The sequence below is a fragment of the Steroidobacter sp. genome, assembly GCF_036402275.1.
In the GTDB taxonomy this organism is placed as follows: domain Bacteria; phylum Pseudomonadota; class Gammaproteobacteria; order Steroidobacterales; family Steroidobacteraceae; genus Steroidobacter.
Genome location: NZ_DASWTF010000032.1, coordinates 20578 through 43199 on the forward strand (window position 1 = coordinate 20578; position 22622 = coordinate 43199).

General features: G+C 62.5%; 15 protein-coding genes. 10 read left to right on the forward strand and 5 right to left on the reverse strand.

Translation table 11 applies throughout. The annotated features are described in order from the left end of the window. Positions 1 to 26 precede the first annotated feature (26 nt). Positions 27 to 716 carry a lasso peptide biosynthesis B2 protein gene (locus VGD45_RS15410; RefSeq protein ID WP_331156214.1) on the reverse strand — a complete coding sequence of 230 codons (690 nt, stop codon included), beginning with the start codon at positions 714 to 716 and terminating at the stop codon, positions 27 to 29. Between the two features lie 706 nt (positions 717 to 1422). Between VGD45_RS15410 and VGD45_RS15415 the strand changes: the two genes are divergently transcribed. From VGD45_RS15415 to VGD45_RS15425, 3 genes are all read left to right on the forward strand, one after another. Continuing rightward, positions 1423 to 2745 (forward strand): IucA/IucC family C-terminal-domain containing protein, encoded by a 1323-nt coding sequence (locus VGD45_RS15415; RefSeq protein ID WP_331156215.1) that lies wholly within the window; start codon positions 1423 to 1425, stop codon positions 2743 to 2745. 335 nt (positions 2746 to 3080) lie between these two features. Continuing rightward, the gene (locus VGD45_RS15420) at positions 3081 to 3449 is read left to right on the forward strand and encodes an ECF-type sigma factor (protein WP_331156216.1); all 369 of its coding nucleotides are present in this window, start codon (positions 3081 to 3083) and stop codon (positions 3447 to 3449) included. Between the two features lie 227 nt (positions 3450 to 3676). After that, positions 3677 to 4795 (forward strand): metallophosphoesterase, encoded by a 1119-nt coding sequence (locus VGD45_RS15425; protein ID WP_331156217.1) that lies wholly within the window; start codon positions 3677 to 3679, stop codon positions 4793 to 4795. On the opposite strand, the gene VGD45_RS15430 is transcribed toward VGD45_RS15425, so the two are convergent. The 4 genes from VGD45_RS15430 to VGD45_RS15445 all read right to left on the reverse strand — a co-directional run bounded on the left by VGD45_RS15430 (position 4792) and on the right by VGD45_RS15445 (position 8803). Next, positions 4792 to 5823, reverse strand: a complete 1032-nt coding sequence (locus VGD45_RS15430; protein WP_331156218.1) for a LacI family DNA-binding transcriptional regulator — start codon at positions 5821 to 5823, stop codon at positions 4792 to 4794. The two genes, VGD45_RS15425 and VGD45_RS15430, sit on opposite strands and share 4 nt — an antisense overlap. A gap of 69 nt (positions 5824 to 5892) precedes the next feature. Continuing rightward, entirely contained in the window at positions 5893 to 7032 is a 1140-nt protein-coding gene (gene nagA / locus VGD45_RS15435; RefSeq protein ID WP_331156219.1) for an N-acetylglucosamine-6-phosphate deacetylase, read from the reverse strand. Continuing rightward, on the reverse strand, positions 7032 to 8063 hold the full coding sequence (locus VGD45_RS15440) for an SIS domain-containing protein (protein WP_331156220.1): 1032 nt from the start codon (positions 8061 to 8063) through the stop codon (positions 7032 to 7034). Before VGD45_RS15440 ends, nagA begins: the two co-directional genes overlap by 1 nt. Beyond that, a complete protein-coding gene (locus VGD45_RS15445; protein ID WP_331156221.1) occupies positions 8060 to 8803 on the reverse strand; it encodes a GntR family transcriptional regulator in 744 nt (247 codons plus the stop codon). The genes VGD45_RS15440 and VGD45_RS15445 overlap by 4 nt, the downstream gene beginning before the upstream one ends. Before the next feature lie 250 nt (positions 8804 to 9053). Between VGD45_RS15445 and VGD45_RS15450 the strand changes: the two genes are divergently transcribed. The 7 genes from VGD45_RS15450 to VGD45_RS15480 all read left to right on the forward strand — a co-directional run bounded on the left by VGD45_RS15450 (position 9054) and on the right by VGD45_RS15480 (position 22605). Continuing rightward, positions 9054 to 11648, forward strand: a complete 2595-nt coding sequence (locus VGD45_RS15450) for a TonB-dependent receptor (protein ID WP_331156222.1) — start codon at positions 9054 to 9056, stop codon at positions 11646 to 11648. Between the two features lie 154 nt (positions 11649 to 11802). Beyond that, positions 11803 to 13932 (forward strand): family 20 glycosylhydrolase, encoded by a 2130-nt coding sequence (locus tag VGD45_RS15455; protein ID WP_331156223.1) that lies wholly within the window; start codon positions 11803 to 11805, stop codon positions 13930 to 13932. 31 nt (positions 13933 to 13963) lie between these two features. Further along, complete coding sequence (ptsP, locus tag VGD45_RS15460) at positions 13964 to 16564, forward strand: phosphoenolpyruvate--protein phosphotransferase (RefSeq protein WP_331156224.1); 2601 nt, start codon at positions 13964 to 13966, stop codon at positions 16562 to 16564. A 48-nt stretch (positions 16565 to 16612) separates the two neighbouring features. Then, positions 16613 to 18349, forward strand: a complete 1737-nt coding sequence (nagE, locus tag VGD45_RS15465) for an N-acetylglucosamine-specific PTS transporter subunit IIBC (RefSeq protein ID WP_331156225.1) — start codon at positions 16613 to 16615, stop codon at positions 18347 to 18349. 356 nt (positions 18350 to 18705) lie between these two features. Next, on the forward strand, positions 18706 to 19998 hold the full coding sequence (locus VGD45_RS15470; RefSeq protein WP_331156226.1) for a sugar MFS transporter: 1293 nt from the start codon (positions 18706 to 18708) through the stop codon (positions 19996 to 19998). A gap of 133 nt (positions 19999 to 20131) precedes the next feature. Continuing rightward, a complete protein-coding gene (locus tag VGD45_RS15475; RefSeq protein WP_331156227.1) occupies positions 20132 to 21967 on the forward strand; it encodes a sensor histidine kinase in 1836 nt (611 codons plus the stop codon). Positions 21968 to 22023: 56 nt separating this feature from the next. Further along, positions 22024 to 22605: an NAD(P)H-dependent oxidoreductase gene (locus VGD45_RS15480; RefSeq protein WP_331156228.1), complete on the forward strand. Its 582-nt coding sequence runs from the start codon at positions 22024 to 22026 to the stop codon at positions 22603 to 22605. The last annotated feature ends 17 nt before the right edge of the window (positions 22606 to 22622 follow it).

Below are 22622 nucleotides of genomic sequence, written 5' to 3' on the forward strand. Positions count from 1 at the left end.
GGTGCGAGCTGCGCGTCGAGCGGCGATCAAATCACCATGACCGGCGTGTAGGTCACTGCTTGCTCGGCGTCTTCGTTGAACGTGTGATGCTGATGTTGAACCCAGCAATGCGCCGCCCAAGGCTCCAGGTTGACCGCGAACACCCAGGTTGGATAGATGCCGTACTTCGCCAGGAAGTGCAGCAGCGCCAGGGAATCGAACAGGCACAGGTAATTTGCCGGGAACAGACCCCGCGCCTTCAAGAATGCCGCGGTGAGAGCTCGCGCGCGTTCCAAGTCGAACGGTCGATCGCTCGCGTGCTCTGCTTTGCGCCGCGCCACGGACATCACCGTGGCTTCGATCGATCGCCAGCGCAGGCTGAGCTTCGCCGTGATGCAAGCCGCGAAACAGTTCACCATCTGGCCCAGTGACACGGAGGTATCGAGCAGTGTCTCGCGATCGACCAGATTTTCCACGGCCGGATCGATATGCGTTGGCGCAATCGCCCTGCCGTTGCTCTCGGTCGTCAGCAGACCGCCCTTCAGCAGCTCGTTCAGAGCATCTTTCAGGTCATGCTCGAAAAACGCAGGTGTAGCCATTTGCTTCGACAATGCCTGCAGCGCCGTGGCGGAGGCGCCATTCACCAGCGTGTAGTCATCTTGTTTCAGATCGAGGAACACGAAAGCGTCGCCGCGTTGACAGAAATGCACGTGGGGAGGCAGGAAGTATCCGCTCATCGTTGCAGTCGCCGATTGCGTTATGAAGCAAGAGACGCATGACCCTTGCGGGTCATGCGTCGTCGGTCGAGCATCATTCAGTGACGCGAGTCACCGGAACGACACAAGGGAATCTCACAGCGAGAATTCCGGAACCCACACGCTTTCCTCGATGAAGCTGTCCTTGCCGGAACGGGTGGCTTCGGAAACTTTGCCGAGCTTGATCATGTTGATACTCCTTTGGTGTTGAATCGCCATCAGTGACGATGGCGCGGGGAGGTTGGTCGCAGCGGTAGCCGACCTCAAGCAGCACATGTGACGCCCGGTGCCCTGCGACGCTGTCTGGCGCGATCACGGTCGGATGAGGTTGCGTCGTACGAAACAATGTCGATGGCAGCTGCATCGGAGTATCGATTCGAGTGAATATTCAAGTGCATCCAGCGTCTTGAGCGCGTTACGCACATCCTGGTTAAGGGCGGCCGGCGACGGCTCACCGTGGCGTTGCGAACGGCAGCTTCGATGCTGTAGTGAGCTTACGGTCGGACCGCGATGCAGCGGGTGACAGAGTTGGATTATTGGATTTGGGTTTGCGGGGTCAGTCGCAGTCGGCCGGCCGCTCGAGACTGCCAATCCCCGGCCCGACGCCATGTCGTGAACGGACATGATATGGTCGAGCGCGCCTGCCGACGGAAAGTAACGAGCAGGCAATCAGCAACACGGAGGTCGCATGTCAGCCGAGCCCGTCGCACCCGATGTCACCGAACAACTCTCGCCGGGGCTGCGCGATTGGATGACGCTGGAGCGCTTCCATCTGCACAAGCCCAATATTTTTCAAAATACAAAGCGCGATCCATCGTTCGATATTCGTTACCTGCCGCAGCACTCGCGGCCGTTCCGATTGCCCTGTTACTGGGTTCCGCGCCGTCGATTGCATGTGCTCGGCGCGCCGTCATCCGATGCGATGACCTTTGTCTCGGGTCCGTCTTCGGACGAGCGAGTGTTATTTCCCATTCATCCTTCAGCTCTCGAGGATTTTCGTCCGTGGCTGCGCGAAGTCGGCGCTCGCGATGCGACGGCTGAAGGTTTGTGGATCTGGGCGCTGCCGACATCGAGCATCCGAACGCTGCTAGCGTGGCCCGAGGGAAGCGGCGATCGAGCCGTGTTCGTCAAAACGTCGGTGCATTCGGCCATGTTTCGCGACCGCCGAATAACTCGCATCGGCGTCGGGCGCGCGGTCGGATTGAACACGCTCGTTGCGCAGATGCGCGAGCGACTGCCGAGTGAGCTGCATGTTCTATCTGAAGTCTTCGGATTCTCACCGCGCCATCGCCTGGATAGCGGAGCAATGCTCCGACTGGTGCCGCCGGAAGTCAGCGATGGGCGCACGCGACTCGCGCCGCTGTTTTCACTTACTGGCGGCGATAACGGACGCGTGCCGTTGTTGCTCGCGATGCTCGAGCGCACGGACGCGACGCCCGTGGAATTCGTCGATCGGTTGTTGTGTGCCTGGTTCGCGCCTCTGTGGGCGGAGCTGACCTTGCGTCACGGCGTCATTCTGGAGTCGCATGGACAGGATCTGATGTTGGCGCTGTCCGCGGATGGCGTTCCCACCGGCGATCTTTATTACCGCGATCTGGAAGGGCTACAAATCGACTGGGAGTTGCGTCGTCATCACGGCTGGCCCACGCCCGAGCTGCCGAACGGCTGGGCCTGGCGGGAGACCTATGGCACATGGGGTCACATTTATCACGATTTCCTTTGGTGGAAGTGGCGCACCAGCCTGTTTGCTTATCTTCGTCTGGTGCTAACCGAGGTCGAAGAGACGCTGCGGCAGTGGCACGAGCGCGGCCTGGTGCGCGGTCCCAAGTGTGCGGAGGGCGAGCTCACGACGCTTTTTTCACATCACTTATTCACTGCCGTCGAGCGGCTCTTCAATGTGTCCCTGGGTCCGCGCTATGACACGCTGCGCTCGCTGAATCGGTTTGTCATCGCGCTGGTCAAGCTCAGAAGTCTCACGATGCACGGCGGGCGAGGCGCCGCCGCGCGCTGAACCGGCAGGAAAGACCAGCCCCGACCTTCGTAGGCTGGCTTCCTACAGCTCCTTCATATGCAGCGGCGTTGAGGTTTTTCCCTCGCTGCCACGTCTGAATAAGAGGTCACCCTCACAAGAGGGCCCGCGAGCCCTAGAAATAGTCAGGATGGCACGCACCGGCAGTGATTCTTCAGACACAACGCGTAGCAGCAAGGTCCGGCCCAATGAGCACGGCACGAGCCAGTCATACTCCTTTGGTATCCATGTCCACTCTGGCCGGTCGGGTTCTTACGAGTATCTCCAATGCCACTCGACAGGAGCTGTGCCGGCATGCCACTGCGAATGCCTTGCAATTGCGTGAGGCCCTGGAGGCGCTGTTCGTCAGCCGCGTCGGCAATCAGCCGGGCGTCGAGCGACTGCGCTTCCTTTTCTTCGCGGCGCCGCTGGTGCGGCGACTGGTGATCGGCACGGCGGACCTGAACGGCCGCATCGCCGGCACCGAAATCACCTTTGCCGATGTAAAGTCCTGGCTGGAGTGGCTGGATTCCATGGACCCGCTGTGTGCTCGCATGATCGACCTACGTTATTTCGCCGGCGTCAACGTCAAGGAAACCGCCAGCCTGTTAGATTTGCCTCCGGAAGCCGTCATCCGCGAACTGCGCTTCGCCCGCGCCTGGCTGCGAATCAAGGTGAGCCCGGACGAGGCGGTGTCCCACGTTTAGGCCGGAAGACCCACCCCGGCCCCTCCCGTGCACGGGAGGGAGATAGTTTTTCTCTCCCTGCGGGAGAGCCGCTCTCCGGAAAGAACATGATTTTGGCCTCCCGTTCGCGTTGAGGGAGGCCGGTTTTTTTTGGTGCCTGCAACCAGACCGCTTGCAATCGCTCGGGCCGGCGGCATGTAGTTGCCTTCCCCTGTGATTGGAGCGGGCGCTTGCGGCGTGGATTTTTGATGATGTTGGCCGTTCTTGGCCTGTTGCACGTGTACATCGGGCTGCGGCTATTGCCGGATCTGGGCATTGGCTGGCCGGGGCAGGTGCTGGGGGCGATGTTGCTGGTGGCGTCGTGCGCGCTCATTCCGACCGCGCTGATGGCGAGATCGAGGCGAGCGGGCGGGGCGGATGCGTTGGTGTGGACGGCGCTGATCGCGATGGGGCTGTTCTCGTCTTTGTTCGTGTTCACGCTGCTGCGTGATATTTCATTGCTGATTGCCGCGCTGATCCTGCCTGCAGGAATATCGGAGTACGTGCAGAACGTCACGGCATGGATCGTCGTCGGCGGAGCCGTGTTTGCAACGGCGATTGGATTCATCAACGCGCGACGAGTCGCGCGTGTGGTGCATGTCGATGTTCCGATCCCCAATCTCCCAACGGCGCTGCATGGATTTTCCATTGCGCAGATCAGTGACATACACGTCGGCCCGACCATTCGGCGCAATTATGTCGAGGGCATCGTCGCCGCGGTGAATCGGCTCGAGGCGGATGCAATCGCCATCACTGGCGACTTGGTGGACGGCAGCGTGAGAGAGCTGGCGTCGCACGTCGCGCCATTGGCTGAGCTGCGCGCCAAATATGGAACGTTCTTCGTCACTGGCAATCACGAGTACTACTCCGGAGAGCGCGCGTGGACGAACGAGCTGCGCCGTCTCGGCATGCGAGTGCTGATGAACGAGCATGTGGTTGTCGATCATGGTGACGCGAGATTAGTGATCGCTGGCGTGACGGATTACAGCGCGCATCACTTCGACCCAGTGAATCGCAGCGATCCAGCCGTGGCGCTCGCCGATGCGCCAACGGATGCCGGAGCAAAAATATTGCTCGCGCATCAGCCGCGCTCCGCGCCGGCGGCGGCTGCTGCAGGATTCGATTTGCAGCTGTCAGGGCACACGCACGGCGGTCAGTTCTGGCCTTGGAATTTTTTCGTACGATTCCAGCAGCCTTTCACGGCGGGACTGGATCGGCTCGGAGCGCTGTGGATCTACACGAGCCGCGGCACAGGCTATTGGGGCCCGCCGAAACGGTTCGGCGCGCCGTCGGAAATCACGCGGATACGATTAGTCCCTGCGGCCTAGCTGCTCATCGTCGACTGCCGAATCGCGAGCTTCGCTGGAATCGTATGACTCTCGACTGGCTCATCACGAATCAGCCCGAGCAGGCTCTCGACCAATAACGTGGCCGCCGCCTTCGTGTCCTGTTGCACCGTCGTGAGGCTGGGGTTCGTGAAGCTGGCGATAGGAATATCATCGAAGCCCGCGACCGCGACATCCTGTGGCACTCGAATGCCACGATCCGCGAGTGCGCGCATGGCGCCGATCGCGATCAGGTCGCTCGCACAGAACAGCGCATCGAAGGCCACACCACGCTCGATGAGTGCATTGACTGCGTCGTAGCCCGCGCGCTCCGTGGTGAACGCATCTATCTGCAGCTCTGGGCGTACAGCAAGGCCCGCCGCATTCAGCGACTCCGAATAACCTTTGTAGCGTTCGAGAAATTCCGGATAGTGCGCCGATGCGTGGCCGATGAACGCGATATTGCGTCGGCCCTGATCGAGCAGATGCCGTGTCATATCGCGACCACCCTGATAATTGTCGCACCCTATGCTGACGCCCGGCTGGCCGGGCAGCACGACGCCCCAGCGCACGAAGTGCGTGCCTTGCTCCACCAGCAACTCCAGCCGGGAAACATACTCGAGGTAATCGCCATACCCCAGCAGGATCAGACCGTCGGCCTTCTTGCTGTCCTCGTATTCGACGTGCCAATTGCTCGACAGCTGCTGAAAGGAAATGAGCAGGTCGTAGCCCTGCACGGCGCACGCCCGCGTCAGCGAGCCGAGCATGGACAGGAAGAACGGATTGATCAGCGAGTCGTCGAGGGTGGGATCTTCGAAGAACAGTAGCGCCAGCGTGCCCGACTGCTGATTGCGCAGGTTCGATGCGTTCTTATCGACCTTGTAATTGAGCTCGTTGGCGATCTGCAGGATGCGTTGACGGGTCTGCTCGTTGACAGTGGGACTGCCGCGCAGAGCGCGCGACACGGTCGGCTGCGAGACACCGGCCAGATAGGCGATGTCGAATGAAGTGGCTTTGCCTTTACCGCGCATCAGGCTCCCCCGGCCCTGATTCAGGGGAGCAGTTTACTGGTTCCGGGAGCGCCCTGCCGGGCGGGCAGGTTATGTCGCGCGCTGACCCGCGATCCAGGTGTCCAGGACGTTGATGCCTTCGTCCACCAGCACCAGGTCGGCGCGGTAGCCGGGCTCGATACGGCCAAGCTCGCGATCCAGGCCCAGGAAGGTGGCGGGGTAGAGACTGGCCATGCGCGACGCCTGCGGCAGGTCCACCTCCAGCATTTCCAGGGAGTTGCGCACGGCCGTCGCCATGTCGATATCGGAGCCGGCCAGGCGGCCCTGCTCGTCCACCAGCATGTTGTCGTAGACCGAAATGGGCCGGCCCTGCAGCCGGAATGACTTATTCGGCGCGCCCACCGTGGGCATCGCGTCGGTCACGAGCATGAAACGATCCCGCCGCTTGCTGCGCATGGCGATTCTCAGCACGACGGGATCGACGTGATGACCGTCGACGATGATTCCGCACCAACTTGCGTCGTCGTCCAGCGCCGCGCCGACAGCGCCGGGCTCGCGCCCGGTGAGCGGCGACATCGCGTTGAAGAGATGCGTGAAGCCAGTCAGGCCATGATCGAGCGCCGTGCGAATTTCGTCGTAAGTACCGTTGGTGTGCCCGGCGGACACGATGACGCCGGAGTTGCTGAGCTTGCGGATGATCTGCGGCGTGGTGCGCTCGGGTGCGAGCGTCACCAGCGTCTTGCCGCCCTTCAGCGAGGTGAGCAGGCCCAGCGCATCTTCATCGAGCCAGCGCAGCTTGGTCTCGTCATGCACGCCTTTGCGGGCTTCGTTCAAGAACGGACCTTCGATGTGAATGCCGAGCACGCCCGGAACGCCGCTCTCGATCGCATCCTGCGCGGCCCGCACGGCGCGTGACACGACATGGAGATCGTCGCTGATCAACGTGGGCAGAAAGCCGGTCGTGCCAAAACGCCGGTGCGCGCGACCGATCTCCCGGATCGACGCGACGCTCGGATCGTCGTTGAACAGCACGCCGGCGCCGCCATTGACTTGCACGTCGATGAAGCCGGGCAGCAATGTTTGTCCGCGCATGTCATACGTGGAGTCCGCGGTCCAGTCAGTGTCGCGAGCGACGATCTGCTGGATGCGCGCGCCCTCGATCAGCACGACTTGATTCTCGACCCAACCCGAGTCGCGCAGGATGCGGCCATTAACCAGAGCCAGCGTCATCACAACGTCTCGGTCACTTTGTTGAGATGCGGCGGACGATCCGGATCGAAGCCCCGCGCGGGAGCGAGCGACGCAATCATCCGATAGAAACTTTGCACCATCAGCAACGGCTCGATCACCGCGTGCGAGGCGATCGTCGGCAGTGGAATCGTATCCAGCACCGGCGGACCAGCGAGCAACACGTCCGCGCCGCGTGCGACGAAATCCGCCGCAAGCTTTGCGATGCCGCTGCGGCTCTCATCGTTCTGCGACAACATCAACACGGGAAAGCCGCGACCCACCAGAGCCATCGGCCCGTGTTTGACTTCCGCTGCGCTGAACGCCTCGGCATGCAGTCCACACGTTTCCTTGAATTTCAACGCCGCTTCCTGCGCGATGCCGAGCCCATAACCGCGGCCGAGCACGAACAGATTGTTCGCCCGTTGCAGCACGGGCACCGCCGCGTTCCAGTTCAGATTCCACGCTTGTTCCAACTGCTCCGGCGCGCGCATCAGGGCGTTGATCAAAGTTTGATCCGCCGTCCAGCACGCCAGCAGATGCACGATGGCGCTGAGCGAGGCGATATAGGACTTGGTGGCGGCGACGCTCGTCTCCGGTCCCGCGTGCAGCGGGATCGTGTGATCCGCCAGCTGAGTCAACGGCGCATCAGGCGAGTTGCACAAAGCGATCACGACCGCGCCGTTGCGTTTGGCGTTCTCGGCGGAGGCGAGCAGATCCGGGCTCTTGCCGGATTGTGAGATCACCAGAAACACCACGCCGTGCATGTCAGGCTGCGCATCGTAGAGCGAGCTCATGGACGGCGCGGCCGACGTGGTCAGCAGTTTGGTGCGCGATTCGATCAGATACTTGGCGAAGGTGGCCGCGTGATCGGAGCTGCCGCGCGCGCAAGTAACAACCGCGCGAGGCTGCATTTCTTGCAGCAGCGCGCCGATGCGACGCACGTTGACCGCATTGTTCTCCAATTGGCCGCGGACGGCGTTCGGGGCCTGTGCGGCCTCGAGGTACATGCGGCTGTCCGTGCCCGTGGTCATGACGATGCGCTGAGCTCGGCGACGAAATCGTAGATGTCGCCGCGATAAAACGATTGTGAGAACTCGACGGCGCGGCCGTCCTTGAGAAAGCCGACGCGCTCGACCAGCAAGCCCGCATCTTTCTCCTGCGCCTTGAGCAGCTGCGCCTGCTCGGCCGTCAGCAAAACAGCGCGCAGTCGTTGCAGAGCGCGCACAGGTCGATTGCCCGTGCGCTCCAATGCTTCATACAACGATGTTTCCACCGATTCCACCGAGGGCAGGCAGTCGGCCAGCACCGTCGCGTATTCGAGCGCCATCGGCGCGTCGTCGGCGTAACGAATTCGGCTGAATCTAAATACCGGCGTGCCTGGGCTGGAGCGCAGCGTCAGCGACTCGCCTGGAGTCACGGCGCCAGCCGCGCGATCGAGCCACACGCTGCGTGGCTTGCGTCCGCGTGCGCGCATGTCTTCAGAGAACGAAGTCAGTTTCGCGAAATTTTTCTCGACCCGGTTGGTGACGAACGTCCCCGAGCCTTGCTTGCGAATCAACAGCCCTTCTTCCACCAGCCCATCGATGGCCTTGCGCACCGTGATGCGCGAGACATTGAGCTCTTCGGCCAGGTCGCGCTCCGGCGGCAATGCGTCGTCCGCTCCGAGGACGCGATTTTCGATGGCCAGTCGCAGCTTCCGCTGCAACTGCTGGTACAGCGGCAGGGAGCTGGCTTCATCGAGGGGCTGCAGGTGTTCGGACAGTGGCGTCAAACGCCTCTCCTTGGGGCTCACAGGGTGCTGTTCTGGTGCAGTTATGGGGTGGGAAGATGCCATTGGAATGCTACCAATGCAATACCAATAGACCTCCTGCGGCGCACACCTGGAGCCTTAACCTACTGGAAATACGCAAGAAAACAGGCTGAAAAAGAAATGGCATTAACGGGGCTTGGCATTTTGGTTGCACTGGTACTATATTGGACCCATATTGGTCCGATCAAAAACATCAGCAGGGGTAGGGAGCATGAGTAAGAAACGCACGACTCTGATCGGTGCCGCGGTCACGCTGGCGTTATTCCAGCAGGTCGCGGGGGCCCAAACGCAATCGACCGCGGGCGCCGACATGGAGGAGGTTGTCGTATCGGGCATTCGCGGCAGCTTGCGCGAATCAGTGGAAGCCAAGCGCCAGTCGACCGCCATCGTCGACGCCATTTCCGCCGAGGACATGGGCAAGTTCCCGGACAAGAACGCTGCCGAGTCGCTGTCGCATGTGCCGGGCATCAACATCGATCGTCAGTTCGGCCAGGGCGAGCGCGTCAGCATCCGTGGCACGGACCCCGCGTTGAACCGCACGCTGCTCAATGGGCAAACGGTGGCCTCCGCCGACTGGTTCATCCTCGATTCCCCGGGCCGCACTTTCAATTACACACTGCTCGCGCCCGAGATCGTGGAGCGCATCGAAGTTTATAAGAGCCCCGAGGCGCGCATCGACGAGGGCAGCATCGGCGGCACGGTGATTCTCAACACGCGCCGGCCCATCGATCTGCCCGCCGGCACGCTGCGCACTTCGCTCGACTATGCATATAACGATCGCGCCGAAGAGGGCGCGCCGAACTACTCGGCGCTGTACAGCTGGAAGAACGACGCCGATACATTCGGTGTCCTCATCACGGCGCTGCAGTCCGAAGAGGAACTGACCCGCCACGGCATCGAGACCTTCAGCTATCCGACCGCCGGCGGCGCGGGGATTCCGTCCAGCGTCGTGGCAGATGGCTCCGCGGTGTTCCCCAATGCGATCAACTCGGCGCTGTTCGTGCAGGAACGTAAGCGCACCAGCGGCACGCTCGGCGTGCAGTTGAAGCCGAGTGACAGCTTCGAGCTGAATCTCACCGGTCTGTTCGTCAACGCCGAGTACGACAACTATAACCAGAGCCGGTATGCCTTCTTCGGTCACAGCCTCTCGGCGCCCAACGTCACGCGGGCCACGGTCGAGAATGGTCTGATCACGTCCGCTGATTTTTCCAACGGCCTCACGCTGCTCGACGCGATCTCGCGGCGTTCGGAAGTGGAAACGTATGCTGTCGACCTGAAGGCCGACTGGCGCGGCGATGGCTGGGCGGGCAGCGCCACCATCGGCACCACCGAGGCCGACGGCGGCACTCAGCAGCAGTATTTCCTCGAGTACGAGGCACTGGGCGGTTTCAGCTACAACATTGGCAACGAGCGCGCCTCGGTCACCTTCGCCAACGATCCGACCGATCCTGCTTCGATGCCGGGTATCGGTTTCGGCCAGTCGCGACAGCAGCCGACGCATGACGAAGAGCAGTATGTGCAGGCCGATTTCACGCGCGAGCTGGGCTGGGGTCCGATCAAACAATGGCAGTTTGGCGCGAAATATCGCGAGCACAAGACGGATCAGGAAGCGCGTCTGGGCAATATCGCCGGTAGCGCACTCGCGGGCCAGGGCCTGTCCAATTTCGCGGGCGGCCTGACTCCTGGAAACATGCTGGACGGCGCGGACACGAACTCCGGCTTGGAGCGGTGGATGACCGTGGATCGCAACGCCCTGGAGAATTTCGTGCGTGGCGCGCCCTTGGTGAACCCGTTCACCACGCCGCCGACCCCGCTGGGCGTCGGCGTATTTACGCAGTTCCCCAATGCCGCGTTCAACGTGGAAGAAGAGATCACCAGCGCTTACACGCAGTTCAACTTCAGCGGCCAGGAATTCCGCGGCAACATCGGTTTGCGCTATGTGATGACCGATCAGCTCAGCCGAGGCTCGACCGGCGTGGGTAACGGCGTGTTCGTGCCGAACTCGTTCTCGAGCGATTACAACGACTGGTTGCCGAGCTTCAACTTCGCGATGGATGTATCGGAAGACGTGGTGGTGCGCTTGGCGGCTTCACGCACCATGGCGCGCGCCAACTTCGCCGATCTCGCGTCGTTCCTGGAATTGGACAACACCACGAACTCCGGCAACGGCGGCAATCCCGATCTCGACCCGTACCGCGCCAGCAACTTCGATGTGTCCGCCGAGTGGTATCTGGGCAATGAAGGCCTGTTCGCGGTGACGCTGTTCTATAAGGACGTGCGCTCGTTCATCGTTCGTCAGTCCTCGCCGGAGCAGCAGTTCGACACCAACTCCGGCCAGATCGAGACTTTCGATGTCTCGCGTCCGCGTAACGGCGCGGGCGGTGAGATCCAGGGCTCGGAGCTGACTTACCAGACCTCGCTATGGGGCGACTTCGGCCTGCAGGCCAACTACACCTATGCCGATGGCAGCACGGACGAGGGCTTGCAGATTCCGTTCAGCTCCAAGCACACGATCAATCTCACGCCGTACTACGACAACGGCACCATCAACGCCCGCCTCACCTACGGCTGGCGTTCGAAGTACTTCCGTGAGATTGGCCGTAACGGCGTGGCGGTCACCACTGACGAGTACGCCCAGCTCGACGCTGCCTTCGGCTGGCGGTTGACCGACCACCTCGAGCTCACGGCGCAGGTGCTGAACATGCTCGATGAGACTCACTACGAGTACGCGGGCGAGGAAAGCCGGCTGCTGAATCTCTATAAGAACGGCCGTCGGTACTTCGCGGGAGTACGCTTCTCCCTGTAGCCAGCGCCTCCGGGCCGCGAGCCTTCGCGGCCCGGATCCGGGCTCGCCATGGCAAGACGCTCGCGCACGTCCTCGTGTGCGAAGTACAGTCGCGCCAATCCATCATCGGGCGGTCAGCGTCGGGTGACCGCCCCTAGCCGGCAAGTATTCACGCATGAAGCAAACGGCTGCTGCGAAGCGCACTGTCCTCGGGGTGCTGGCCGCCCTGGTCCTGGCGGGGTGCGGTGAGGCTCCGAAACCCGCCACTGAGCCGGCGGCCGCGGCGCTTTCTGTCATTCCGGCGCCTCGCGACGTTGAGATCGGCGCCGGGGAATTCGTTATTACGGGTCGTACGCGTTTGGAGTTCGGCGCTGGCGTCGAGGGCGAGCAGCTCGGCGGATACCTGGTCGACCTCGTCCGGCGAACCCATGGCGTTGCTCTCAAGAGTGGCGGCGGCGCGGGCAACGCCTCCAACGTCAATGTCATTCGTTTCGAGCTGAGAGATGGTGCAGATGCGCTCGGTACAGAGGGCTATGTGCTCGCTTCATCCCCAACGCGAATCCTGGTCTCAGCACGCGATTCCCGCGGAGTGTTCTATGGCGCAGTCACGCTGTGGCAGCTCATGAGAAAGAGCGACAGCGGCATTGTCGTGCCCGAGGGGCTTATCGAGGACTGGCCGCGCTTCGGTTGGCGCGGGCTGCTGTTGGATTCGGCGCGCCACTATCAGCCGCCGGAGTTCATACGCAAGTTCATCGACGTGATGGCGCTGCATAAGTTGAATGTGCTGCACTGGCATCTCACGGACGATCAAGCCTGGCGGCTCGAGATAAAGAAATATCCGCGGCTCACTGAAGTCGGCGCGTGGCGTGTGCCGGCCGGTGCGGCGCCGGCGGCGGATATCGATCCGGCGACTGGCAAGCCGCGCTTGTATGGCGGGTTCTATTCGCAGCAGGATGTGAAAGACATCGTCGCGTATGCGAAGTCCCGCAATATCACCATCGTTCCGGAAATCGATATGCCCGGCCATGCGAGCGCCGCCATCGCGGCGTATCCGCAACTCGCGGTGATCGATAAACCTTCGTCGCAGGTGCCGGCGGATTGGGGCATCTATCCCAATCTGTTCAATGTCGAGGAATCCACCTTCCAGTTTTTCCAGGACGTGCTGGACGAGGTCGTCGCGCTGTTTCCAAGTGAATACATCCACATCGGCGGCGACGAGGCCGTGAAGGATCAATGGAAGGCGTCGCCGCGCGTGCAGGCTCGCATGCGCGAGCTCGGCGCAAAAGACGAGCACGAGCTGCAGAGCTATTTCGTCCGGCGCATGGAAAAGTTTCTGAGCGGCAAGGGCCGTCGCCTGATCGGCTGGGACGAAATTCTCGAAGGCGGCCTGGCGCCGAACGCCACTGTGATGTCGTGGCGTGGCGTCGAGGGTGCGGTGGCTGCGGCTTCGACTGGGCACGACGCAGTCCTGTCGCCACAGCCGACGTTATATTTCGACAATCGTCCTGTCGCTGCGCCGAGCCTGCCGGGTCGCGCTCGCGTCGTTACCGTGGAAGATGTGTATGCGTTCGACCCGGCGCCGGCCGCTTTGAATGAAGAGCAGCGCAAGCACATCCTTGGCGTGCAGGCGAATATCTTCACAGAGCATATCCGCACGCTCGATCGTGTCGAATCGATGACCTTTCCGCGGGCCGCCGCGCTCGCCGAGGTGGCATGGTCGCCGGTCAAGGATTGGGCGGGCTTCTCGGCTCGCTTGCCAGCGCAGCTGGACCGCTACAAGGCGCTCAATGTTCGCTATGCCGAACCGCCGCCGCCGCGGCCGTTGGATCCGTTCCGGCGCAACAGTCATGAGCTGTCCTTGTGCAGCGACAAGATTGCTTTGTCGTTGGAGGACGATGCACCCGTGAGCGGTGACCGGGCGGTGTTCCTGGTAGACATCATGGAGCCGTGCTGGCTATTCAAGGACGCCGATCTTTCCAACGTGACCTCGCTGGTCGCGGCCGTCGGCCAGGTGCCATTCAATTTTCAGATCGGCGACGCCGTGAAAGCGATTCCGCTGCGCGCGCCCGCCACGCCGGCGGGTGAGCTGGAGGTACGCATCGATGACTGTAAAGGCGAGCGCATCGCGGTGTTGCCGCTGGCGCCTGCTGTTGGCAACCATGCGGTGACCGCCTTGCCGCCGGCGCAGCTCGAGGCGCGCGAGGGCAAGCATGATCTGTGTTTCATGTTCACCCAGAAGAGCATCGATCCGACCTGGGTGATCGACTCGATTGCGTTGCAGACCACTACGGCGGCGACGGAATGAGCGATACAGTCCTGGTCCTGGAGTCCGTCTCATGCTGACGCTTCATTCACCGTTGCGTGGCTGGTGCGCGCCGCTCGATGAAACGCCGGACGAGGTGTTCGCGCAGCGCTTGTTGGGCGACGGCGTGGCCATCGATCCCACAGGCGACACGCTGCATGCGCCTTGCGATGGTGAGATTGTTTCGGTCGCCGCTTCGAAGCACGCGGTCGCTGTGCGGGCGGAGAACGGAGCCGAGATTCTTCTGCACGTTGGCATCGATACAGTGGTCCTGGCCGGGGAGGGATTCCAGGCGCTCGTGCAAGCGGGCGATCGTGTGCGGCAGGGGCAGCCGTTGTTGAAGTTCGACCTCGACGTGTTGGCGCGCGGCGCGAAGAGTTTGATCACGCCCATGCTCATTACCAACGGGGATCGCTTCTCGGTCGTCGAAGCATGCGTGGGGGTGGGCGTCGATGTCGGTGACGCGCTATTCAAGGTGGTCAACGCCGCTGAGGATGCCGCCGCCGCGGCGGGCGGCGCAGGTCAGGAAGAGTCGCTGAGCTTCGTCGTTCCGCTGGAGCATGGAATTCACGCTCGGCCGGCGGCTTTGATCGCGAACTTCGCCAAGACACAAGCTCATGAAATAAACATCAAGGCGCATGGCCGCAGCGCGAACGCCCGAAGCGCGGTGTCGCTGATGGCGCTCGGCGTGAAGCATGGCGATGAGATGACACTGGTTGCGAGCGGCGACGGCGCTCGATCCGTGCTCGATCGGCTAAAGCAACTGGTGCTGGGCATCAGCGAAGCCCCGCATGCGGGCAGTGCTGACAAGGCGGCTCGCTCGCACGTTGCGAGCAAAGACAGCGAGCCCGAGCCTGGCCAGGAACGTGCGCATGAACAACGCGGCGCTTCGGAAACGACAGCGGGCGGCGTGCGATCTATCTCTAGTGGCAGTCGCCTGCGCGGCGTCATTGCGAGCCGCGGCCTTGCCGTCGGTCGAGCCGTCACGTTGAAAGCAGCCGAGATCGCCGTCGTTGAAGCGGGGCGCGGCATCGGTCATGAAAGCGCCGAGTTCGAGCGTGCACGCGATGAAGTCCGCGCGCGGTTGAATCAACTCGCGCAGCACTCGCAAGGCGCAGCCAAGGACGTCATCACTGCGCATCTGGAATTCATCGACGATTGGGAACTGGTCGCCTCCGCTCGCCGCGCTATCTCTCGTGGTAAGAGCGCCGCGTTTGCCTGGCGCCGCGCCGTGCGAGACAGCGCAGACACGTTGCGCGCACTCGGCGATCCACGCATGGCCGAGCGAGTGGATGACTTGATCGACCTGGAGTCACAAGTCCTGCTCGCACTGAGCGGCGAAGCGCCCACTGCAATTCCTGCGTTGCCAGAGCGCGCCATTCTGGTCGCCGACGATCTGAAGCCATCTCAGCTCGTCTCGCTGGATGCGACGAAGCTCGCCGGCATCTGCCTTGCGGCCGGCGGCCCGACATCTCACGTCGCCATCCTGGCGGCCGCGATGGGTGTTCCCGCTCTGGTTGCACTGGGGCCAGCGGTGCTGGCGGTGGAAGACGGCGCGTGGTTGGTGCTCGATGCCGAGCAGGGCAATCTGAGCATCTCGCCCGACCAGATCGCACTCGCCGCGGCGGAGCAAACATTAGCTTCGCGACGGCAGCGTCAACAAACCGAACGCGCGGCAGCTCATGCGGACTGTCGCACGGCGGACGGTGAACGCATCGAAGTGTTCGCCAATCTCGCTTCCATCGCGGAAGCTCAGGTAGCCGTGGCGCATGGCGCGGAAGGTTGCGGCCTGTTACGCACCGAATTTCTATTCCTCGAACGCGAGTCGCCGCCCAGCGAAGACGAGCAGCTTCAGCAATACCAAGGCATCGCGCGTGCGCTCGATGGTCGGCCTTTAGTGATCCGCACACTGGACATCGGTGGCGACAAACCCATTCCCTATCTGCCGCTGCCTGCCGAAGAGAACCCAGCGCTGGGCTTGCGCGGTGTGCGTACCAGCCTGTGGCGGCCCGATCTGCTACGCGTGCAACTGCGTGCCATCCTGCGAGTGCAGCCGGTCGATCAATGCCGCGTGCTGCTGCCGATGATCACGGATCCGGCCGAGATTCGCGCTGTCCGCCGCATGCTCGACGAAGTGCGTCGCGAGTTGAGTATCGGCACTCCAGTGCAGGTGGGCGCGATGATCGAAACTCCGTCGTCTGCCGTCATTGCCGGCCGCATCGTTCGTGAAGTGGATTTCCTCTCCATCGGCACCAACGATCTCACGCAATACACGCTTGCGATGGATCGCGGTCACGCCGAGTTGGCCCATCGAATCGACGGGCTGCACCCGGCGGTGTTGAATCTGATTGCAATGACGGTCGACGCCGCCGACGAACATCACAAGTTGGTGGCGGTATGCGGCGGTCTCGCGTCCGAGCCGGCTGCGGTCCCAATCCTGATCGGTCTCGGCGTCCGTGAGTTGTCTGTCGTGCCGACTCTGGTGCCACAGCTGAAGAGTTTGATTCGCACGCTGACCGTCGAGGCCTGTCGCTCGCTGGCGCAACGAGCCTTGGGCATGGATACCGCCGAAGCGGTGCGAGCGTTGGCGAACGAGCCGATGACTCCGGCTCGCGGGTTGCTGCCGGCTGAATGAATCGCCGCGCCACTGGCGCGGGGAACAAACGAATTCGCAGGGGTTGCCATGAAAAACGTGATCACCGGCTTGCAGTCGATCGGCCGCGCGCTGATGCTGCCGATCGCGGTGCTGCCTGTCGCCGCGTTGTTACTTCGCCTGGGACAGCAGGATCTGCTCGACATTCCCGCCATCGCCGCCGCGGGCGACGCCATCTTTTCCAATCTGGGGCTGTTGTTTGCTATTGGCGTGGCCGTCGGTCTCGCGCGTGAGAATCATGGCGCGGCGGGCCTTGCCAGCGTGGTCGGATATCTGGTGACGACCAAGGGCGCTGAAGTGTTGATCGCCGTACCGCCGGAGGTCAGTGCGGGATTGGTGGGGCAGGCACGCGACTTCGCCATCGCTGCCTTTCGGGAACGAGAGCTGGGCAAGCTGAGCGTGCCGGCGGGTTTGTTGTCCGGTCTGATCGCGGGCTGGTTGTACAACCGATATAGCGACATTCGTTTGCCCGCTTATCTGGCGTTCTTCGGCGGTCGCCGCTTCGTGCCGATCGCCAGTGGCACGGCTGGCATCGCGCTCGCGTTGGGCTTCGGTTTCGGCTGGCCGATTCTCGAGCGCGGCATGGATGCGGCGAGCGAGGCCGTGCTCGCGTCCGATTCCATCGGTTTGTTCGCCTATGGCGTGTTGAACCGCGTGCTCATCGTCACTGGCCTGCATCACATATTGAACAACGTCGCCTGGTTCCTGCTCGGCGACTATCAAGGCGTGACCGGCGACCTGAAACGTTTCTTCGCGGGCGATCCCACCGCGGGCGCGTTCATGTCCGGGCACTTTCCGGTGATGATGTTCGGCCTGCCGGCGGCGTGCCTCGCGATGTATCGATCGGCGGCGCTGGATCGGCGCAAGGCGGTGGGCGGAATGTTGTTTTCCATGGCGCTCACGTCGTTTCTCACCGGCGTGACGGAGCCCATCGAGTTTTCTTTCATGTTCCTCGCGCCGGTGCTGTACGGCATTCATGCCGTGCTGACGGGTCTGGCGATGGCCGCGATGGATTTTTTCAACGTGCGCCTCGGCTTCGGCTTTTCCGCTGGGCTGTTCGATTACGTGCTGAATTTCTCGAAGGCAACGAAGCCGCTGTGGCTCGTGCCCATCGGGCTGGTGTACTTCGCGCTTTACTATGGCTTGTTCCGGTTTTTCATCGTGCGGTTCAATCTCGCGACACCGGGGCGTGAGATCGAAGACATGCCTCGTGCTCGCGTCGAAGCTGGCACGCAGGATGATTCGATTCAAGGATGGATTCGTGCGCTCGGTGGAGCGGGCAATCTGGTGGCTGTCGATGCGTGCACGACGCGGCTCAGGCTCTCGATCGCGGATCAGAAGGCGGTGGACGAGTCGGCGCTGAAGTCGCTCGGTGCGCGCGGTGTGGTGCGACCCTCACAGCAAACATTGCAGGTGGTGGTGGGTCCGATCGCCGATCAGCTGGCGTCTTCGATTCGCGCCGGGCTCAAGTTGCCGGCGAATGCTCCTGCGACGCCGACTGTTGCGGCCGGTCCTGTGAGCTCTGCTACGAATATCTCGGCTGCGCAGCTGTTACAAACATTGGGCGGCTTCAAAAACATTCGCGACATGCGGGCGGCCGCGAGTCGCTTGTGCTTCACGTTGCACGATGACGCCGTGGTGTCCGCCGATCTCTCGAATCTCGCGGGCGTGCGAGGTATCGCGCGGCCGATGGCTCAAAGTGTTCACGTGATCGTCGGCCCTGCGGCCGCGGGCGTGCTCGCCGATCTCTACCGTTTGCGGTCCTGATCCTGGTCGCCAGGCGAGGCGGGCGGCCGCCGTCGGATATTTACCGTAGTTGCTTTTACTCGATCGAGCAGGTTAAAAAGCACACCGACAGGCCAACAGGGGAATCCGCCGGCGTCAACGAACACCGGCGCGTAATCAAAAGTGATCGTGCGTCCGGTCGGCGGCATGGTGCAAGCCATGCCACCGCTCCGGCGTTTCTGCGTGTTTTCGGCCGAAAACATTTCTTCTCTCCCTCGTAGGTTTCGCGACTCACAAGCCCGCACACGCGGCTTTCCCCGGCCTGCGGTCTCTGGCATGCTGTGACAACGTTGTCAGATCGACGACAGCATCGGTCATCAATCGGGGGATCCAAGAAGATGAATGCCAATAGCGGCCAACAGCCGAGCTATCTGCCTGCACTGGTGGTGCTGACCTCGTTGTTCTTCATGTGGGGGTTCATCACCTCCTTGAACGACATTCTGATCCCGCACCTGAAAGCCATCTTCACGCTCAGTTACGTGCAGGCCATGCTGATTCAGTTCAGCTTTTTCGGGGCGTATTTCGTGATGTCGGTGCCCTCGGGCTATCTGGTGGAAAAGCTGGGCTACCGGCGCGGCATCATCATCGGCCTGTCCACCGCCGGCGTGGCGTGTCTGGGTTTTTATCCGGCCGCGGCCATGCAGTCGTACCCGCTGTTCCTCGCGGCGTTGTTTGTTCTGGCTTCGGGCATCACGCTTTTGCAGGTCGCCGCCAATCCGTATGTGACCGTGCTCGGGCCCAGCTCGACGGCCGCGAGCCGTTTGAACCTGACGCAGGCTTTCAATTCGCTCGGCACGACGGTGGGCCCGCTGCTGGGTTCGATGTTCATTTTGACGGTGGCGTTGAGCGCGGGCGCGCCGGTCGATACGGCGAAAGAAATCGAGACCGTGCAGGGACCGTATCTGATCCTCGCCGGCCTGCTGTTCGCGATCGCAGTCGTGTTCGCGCAGTTCAAGTTGCCGGTGATCAAGGGCACTGACGCGACCACCGCCGGCGCCGACGATCACGATGTGCCCAGCGTTTGGAAGCACTCGCATCTCGTGCTCGGCGCCGTCGCGATCTTCATGTACGTCGGCGCGGAAGTGGCCATCGGCAGCTTCCTGGTGAATTTCATGGCGCAGCCCGAAGTCGGCGGCCTGTCGGAGCACGTCGCGGGTCGTTATCTGGCGCTCTACTGGGGCGGGGCCATGGTCGGTCGCTTCATCGGCGCGGTGGTGCTTCGGAAGGTGAAGCCAGGTTATGTGCTGGCGTTCAATTCGGCGTGCGCGATCACGCTGCTGCTGATCGCGATGGCCTCGGCGGGCAAGGTCGCGATGTGGGCGGTACTGGCCATCGGCCTGTTCAACTCCATCATGTTCCCAACCATCTTCACACTCGGCGTCGCCAGGCTCGGGCGCCACACCGGCGAAGGTTCGGGCGTGCTGTGCATGGCCATCGTCGGCGGCGCCCTGGTGCCGGTGATTCAGGGTTACTTCGCCGACACCATCGGCCTGCTCTCGTCGTTCTTCGTCCCGGCCCTTTGCTACGCCTACATCGTGTTCTACGGTCTGAAGGGCCACGTGGTCCGCACGATGGGGCATGCGGACATTTCGGCAAGCAACTCAGCGGATCGGGCTCGGGCCAATATGTGACGGCTTTCTCAAGCTGATAAATCAACAGTCGAGGCACCGAGAGCACGGGCGCGGGAAGCGCCCGATCTCGGTGGCGGGATCCATGCCTGCGTGAGAGACTGCCGCCGCGAAGAATATCCCGCACGGGTAGTTCATGACGGAAGGCAACTGGCACCGCGTAGCAGGACGCACGCATCAGCGAGGATTCATCGACGGCGCACTGCCCATGCTCGTGAAACGAGCGGTGGTCGCGCAAGCTGTTCTCATTCTCGTTGCGCTGTGGAGCTATGCCACCTGGCGGGTCTACAGCGACAAAGCCGAAACACTCGAATCCGCGCGGCACGAACTGCGGGCCATCGCCGCCGGCATGTATGTTCATCTGCAAGCGGTGCTCAACGACAGCCTCGGCGCCGCCCGGACCGCGGCCCAGAACATCGACGCCAACGGCGGCGTCATGGAAACACCAGCGGGAACCGCCGCCGATCTGCTCGCCCGTGAGCTCAGCAGCGGCGAGTATGTGCGCGCCCTGTTTGTGATGACGCCGAATCGATTCGTCGCCGCCGTCCGCAATCGCGACGTGAAGATGCTCGATGCGCCTCCGGCCTGGCTGCAGGCGGCTCTCGACGACACACGCGGCGTGTTCATCGGCAACACCATCGAAGATCCGATCGAGTCCACGCAGCGCGCTTTCCCCATCGCGATTCGCACGGTGGACAACTCCGGCGCGACGGTGTGGGCCGGTGCGTTGCTCGGCGTCGATGCGCTCGATCAGTTGTACGAAACCATGGCGATCCGCGACGGCGCGCTGAGCGTGACTTCCACGAACGGCGATCTGCTGTTACGCGTGCCGATGCCGAGCCTTGCTCACAAAGGGCAGATCAACGTCAGTCGCAGCGACGTTTTCAAAGGGAGCATCGAGCTCTCGGAAGAGGGCGGCTTCGTCGAAGCGTCCAGCCCGTTCGCGAGCGGGACCTGGATCTACGCTATTCGCCGCCTTGGCGGTTATCGCCTGGCGGTGTCGGCGAGCCGCGAGAAAGGAGCGATTCTGCAGTCGTGGCACGATCGCACGCGCGGACTCACTATCGTGCTGGTCGGCATCTCCATATTGTTCATCGGTCTGACCTTCCTGCTGCGCCATTTCATCAACCGGCTGGAAAAGGCCAACACCAATCTCGGTCAACTCAATGCCGAGCTGGAAAGCCGGGTCGCCGCGCGCACCAACGAGTTGCAGGAGGCCAATCAACAGCTGGCGCTCACCAACGAAGAACTGGAAGCGTTCACGGCGTCCGCCTCGCACGATCTGCGCTCGCCGCTAGGAACCATTGCGGGCCAGGCCGGCTTGCTCCGCGACGATCTGCTCAAAGACGACCTCGGGGGCGTGAGGACCGATGTCATCACTCAACGCATCGATCGCATTCAGTCCAACGTCACGCGCTCCTCTGAAATCATCGACGGCTTGCTGTCGCTGGCGCGCGTCTCGCGGCAGGAGTTGTTGAATGAGCGCGTCGATATCTCGGCGCTGGCGCGCACCATCGTCGAAGACCTGCGTCAGCAATATCCCAGGCATCGGGTGGACTGCGTCATCGAGTCCAACCTCATGGTCAACGCCGATCCGCGGCTGATGAAAAGCCTGTTCGGCAATCTGCTGGGCAATGCCTGGAAGTACACCAGTCGCACCACCAATGCCCGGGTCGAAGTGAGCTGCACGCAGGCGACGGGCGGCATCGTGTTCTCGGTGCGTGATAATGGTGCAGGCTTCGATATGTCCCGCTCGCAGCGTCTGTTCGAACCGTTTCAACGTCTGCACAGCGCGGCGGAATTTCCCGGTGTGGGCATCGGGCTGGCGATCGTGGCGCGCATCGTGCGTCGTTACGGAGGCAAGATCACCGTCGACAGCGAACCCTGCCGCGGCACCATTTTCCGCTTCACGCTGCCAGCAGCCGTCGTCTCCACTCAAGAAGCTTCCAAAGCGGCGACCGTCAAAGAATGACCGGTTGAGACGGCCGGTGATAAGGTGAGATTCCAAACAACGGAGTCCGCCTCTCGATGCCCCATTCGTCTGCTTCGCGTCCGCGCATCGTCGGCATCGGCGGTACGACCAAGGCGGGCTCCTCCACCGAGAAGTCGCTGCTGGCCTGCCTGGCGGCGGCCGAAAAGCTGGGCGCGGAGGTTCGCGTCATCGCTGGGCCGCAGCTGGCCGGGTTGCCGCTGTACTCGCCGGAGGAGTCGGCCCGAACCCCGGAGCAGCAGCAGTTCGTCGCCACGGTGCGCGATGCAGACGGGCTGATCCTGGCCACGCCGGCGTATCACGCCGGCATGTCGGGCCTGTTGAAGAACGCCATCGATTTGCTGGAAGACCTGCGCGACGAGCCACGACCCTATCTGGATGGCCGCGCCGTGGGCTGCATTGTGACGGCGTATGGCTGGCAGGGTGCCGGGACGACACTGACCTCGGTGCGCACCATCGTGCACGCTTTGCGAGGCTGGCCGACTCCGCTCGGGATCACCCTGAACACGGCGCTGCCTTTGTTCGACTCGGCGGGCGCTTGCATCGACGAGCGCACCCAGACGCAGTTCGAGATGCTGGCGGCGCAAGTTGTTGGCTTCGCGCGGCGTTTTGCCGCATAAACTTTCATTTTTCCTGG

Coding starts and splice junctions, on each gene's coding strand:
- VGD45_RS15415 (WP_331156215.1), top strand. CDS start 1,423: ATGTCAGCCGAGCCCGTCGCACCCGATGTCACCGAACAACTCTCGCCG.
- nagE (WP_331156225.1), top strand. CDS start 16,613: ATGAAAAACGTGATCACCGGCTTGCAGTCGATCGGCCGCGCGCTGATG.
- VGD45_RS15450 (WP_331156222.1), top strand. CDS start 9,054: ATGAGTAAGAAACGCACGACTCTGATCGGTGCCGCGGTCACGCTGGCG.
- VGD45_RS15470 (WP_331156226.1), top strand. CDS start 18,706: ATGAATGCCAATAGCGGCCAACAGCCGAGCTATCTGCCTGCACTGGTG.
- VGD45_RS15425 (WP_331156217.1), top strand. CDS start 3,677: ATGATGTTGGCCGTTCTTGGCCTGTTGCACGTGTACATCGGGCTGCGG.
- nagA (WP_331156219.1), bottom strand. CDS start 7,032: ATGACGCTGGCTCTGGTTAATGGCCGCATCCTGCGCGACTCGGGTTGG.
- VGD45_RS15410 (WP_331156214.1), bottom strand. CDS start 716: ATGAGCGGATACTTCCTGCCTCCCCACGTGCATTTCTGTCAACGCGGC.
- VGD45_RS15455 (WP_331156223.1), top strand. CDS start 11,803: ATGAAGCAAACGGCTGCTGCGAAGCGCACTGTCCTCGGGGTGCTGGCC.
- VGD45_RS15430 (WP_331156218.1), bottom strand. CDS start 5,823: ATGCGCGGTAAAGGCAAAGCCACTTCATTCGACATCGCCTATCTGGCC.
- VGD45_RS15480 (WP_331156228.1), top strand. CDS start 22,024: ATGCCCCATTCGTCTGCTTCGCGTCCGCGCATCGTCGGCATCGGCGGT.
- VGD45_RS15475 (WP_331156227.1), top strand. CDS start 20,132: ATGACGGAAGGCAACTGGCACCGCGTAGCAGGACGCACGCATCAGCGA.
- ptsP (WP_331156224.1), top strand. CDS start 13,964: ATGCTGACGCTTCATTCACCGTTGCGTGGCTGGTGCGCGCCGCTCGAT.
- VGD45_RS15440 (WP_331156220.1), bottom strand. CDS start 8,063: ATGACCACGGGCACGGACAGCCGCATGTACCTCGAGGCCGCACAGGCC.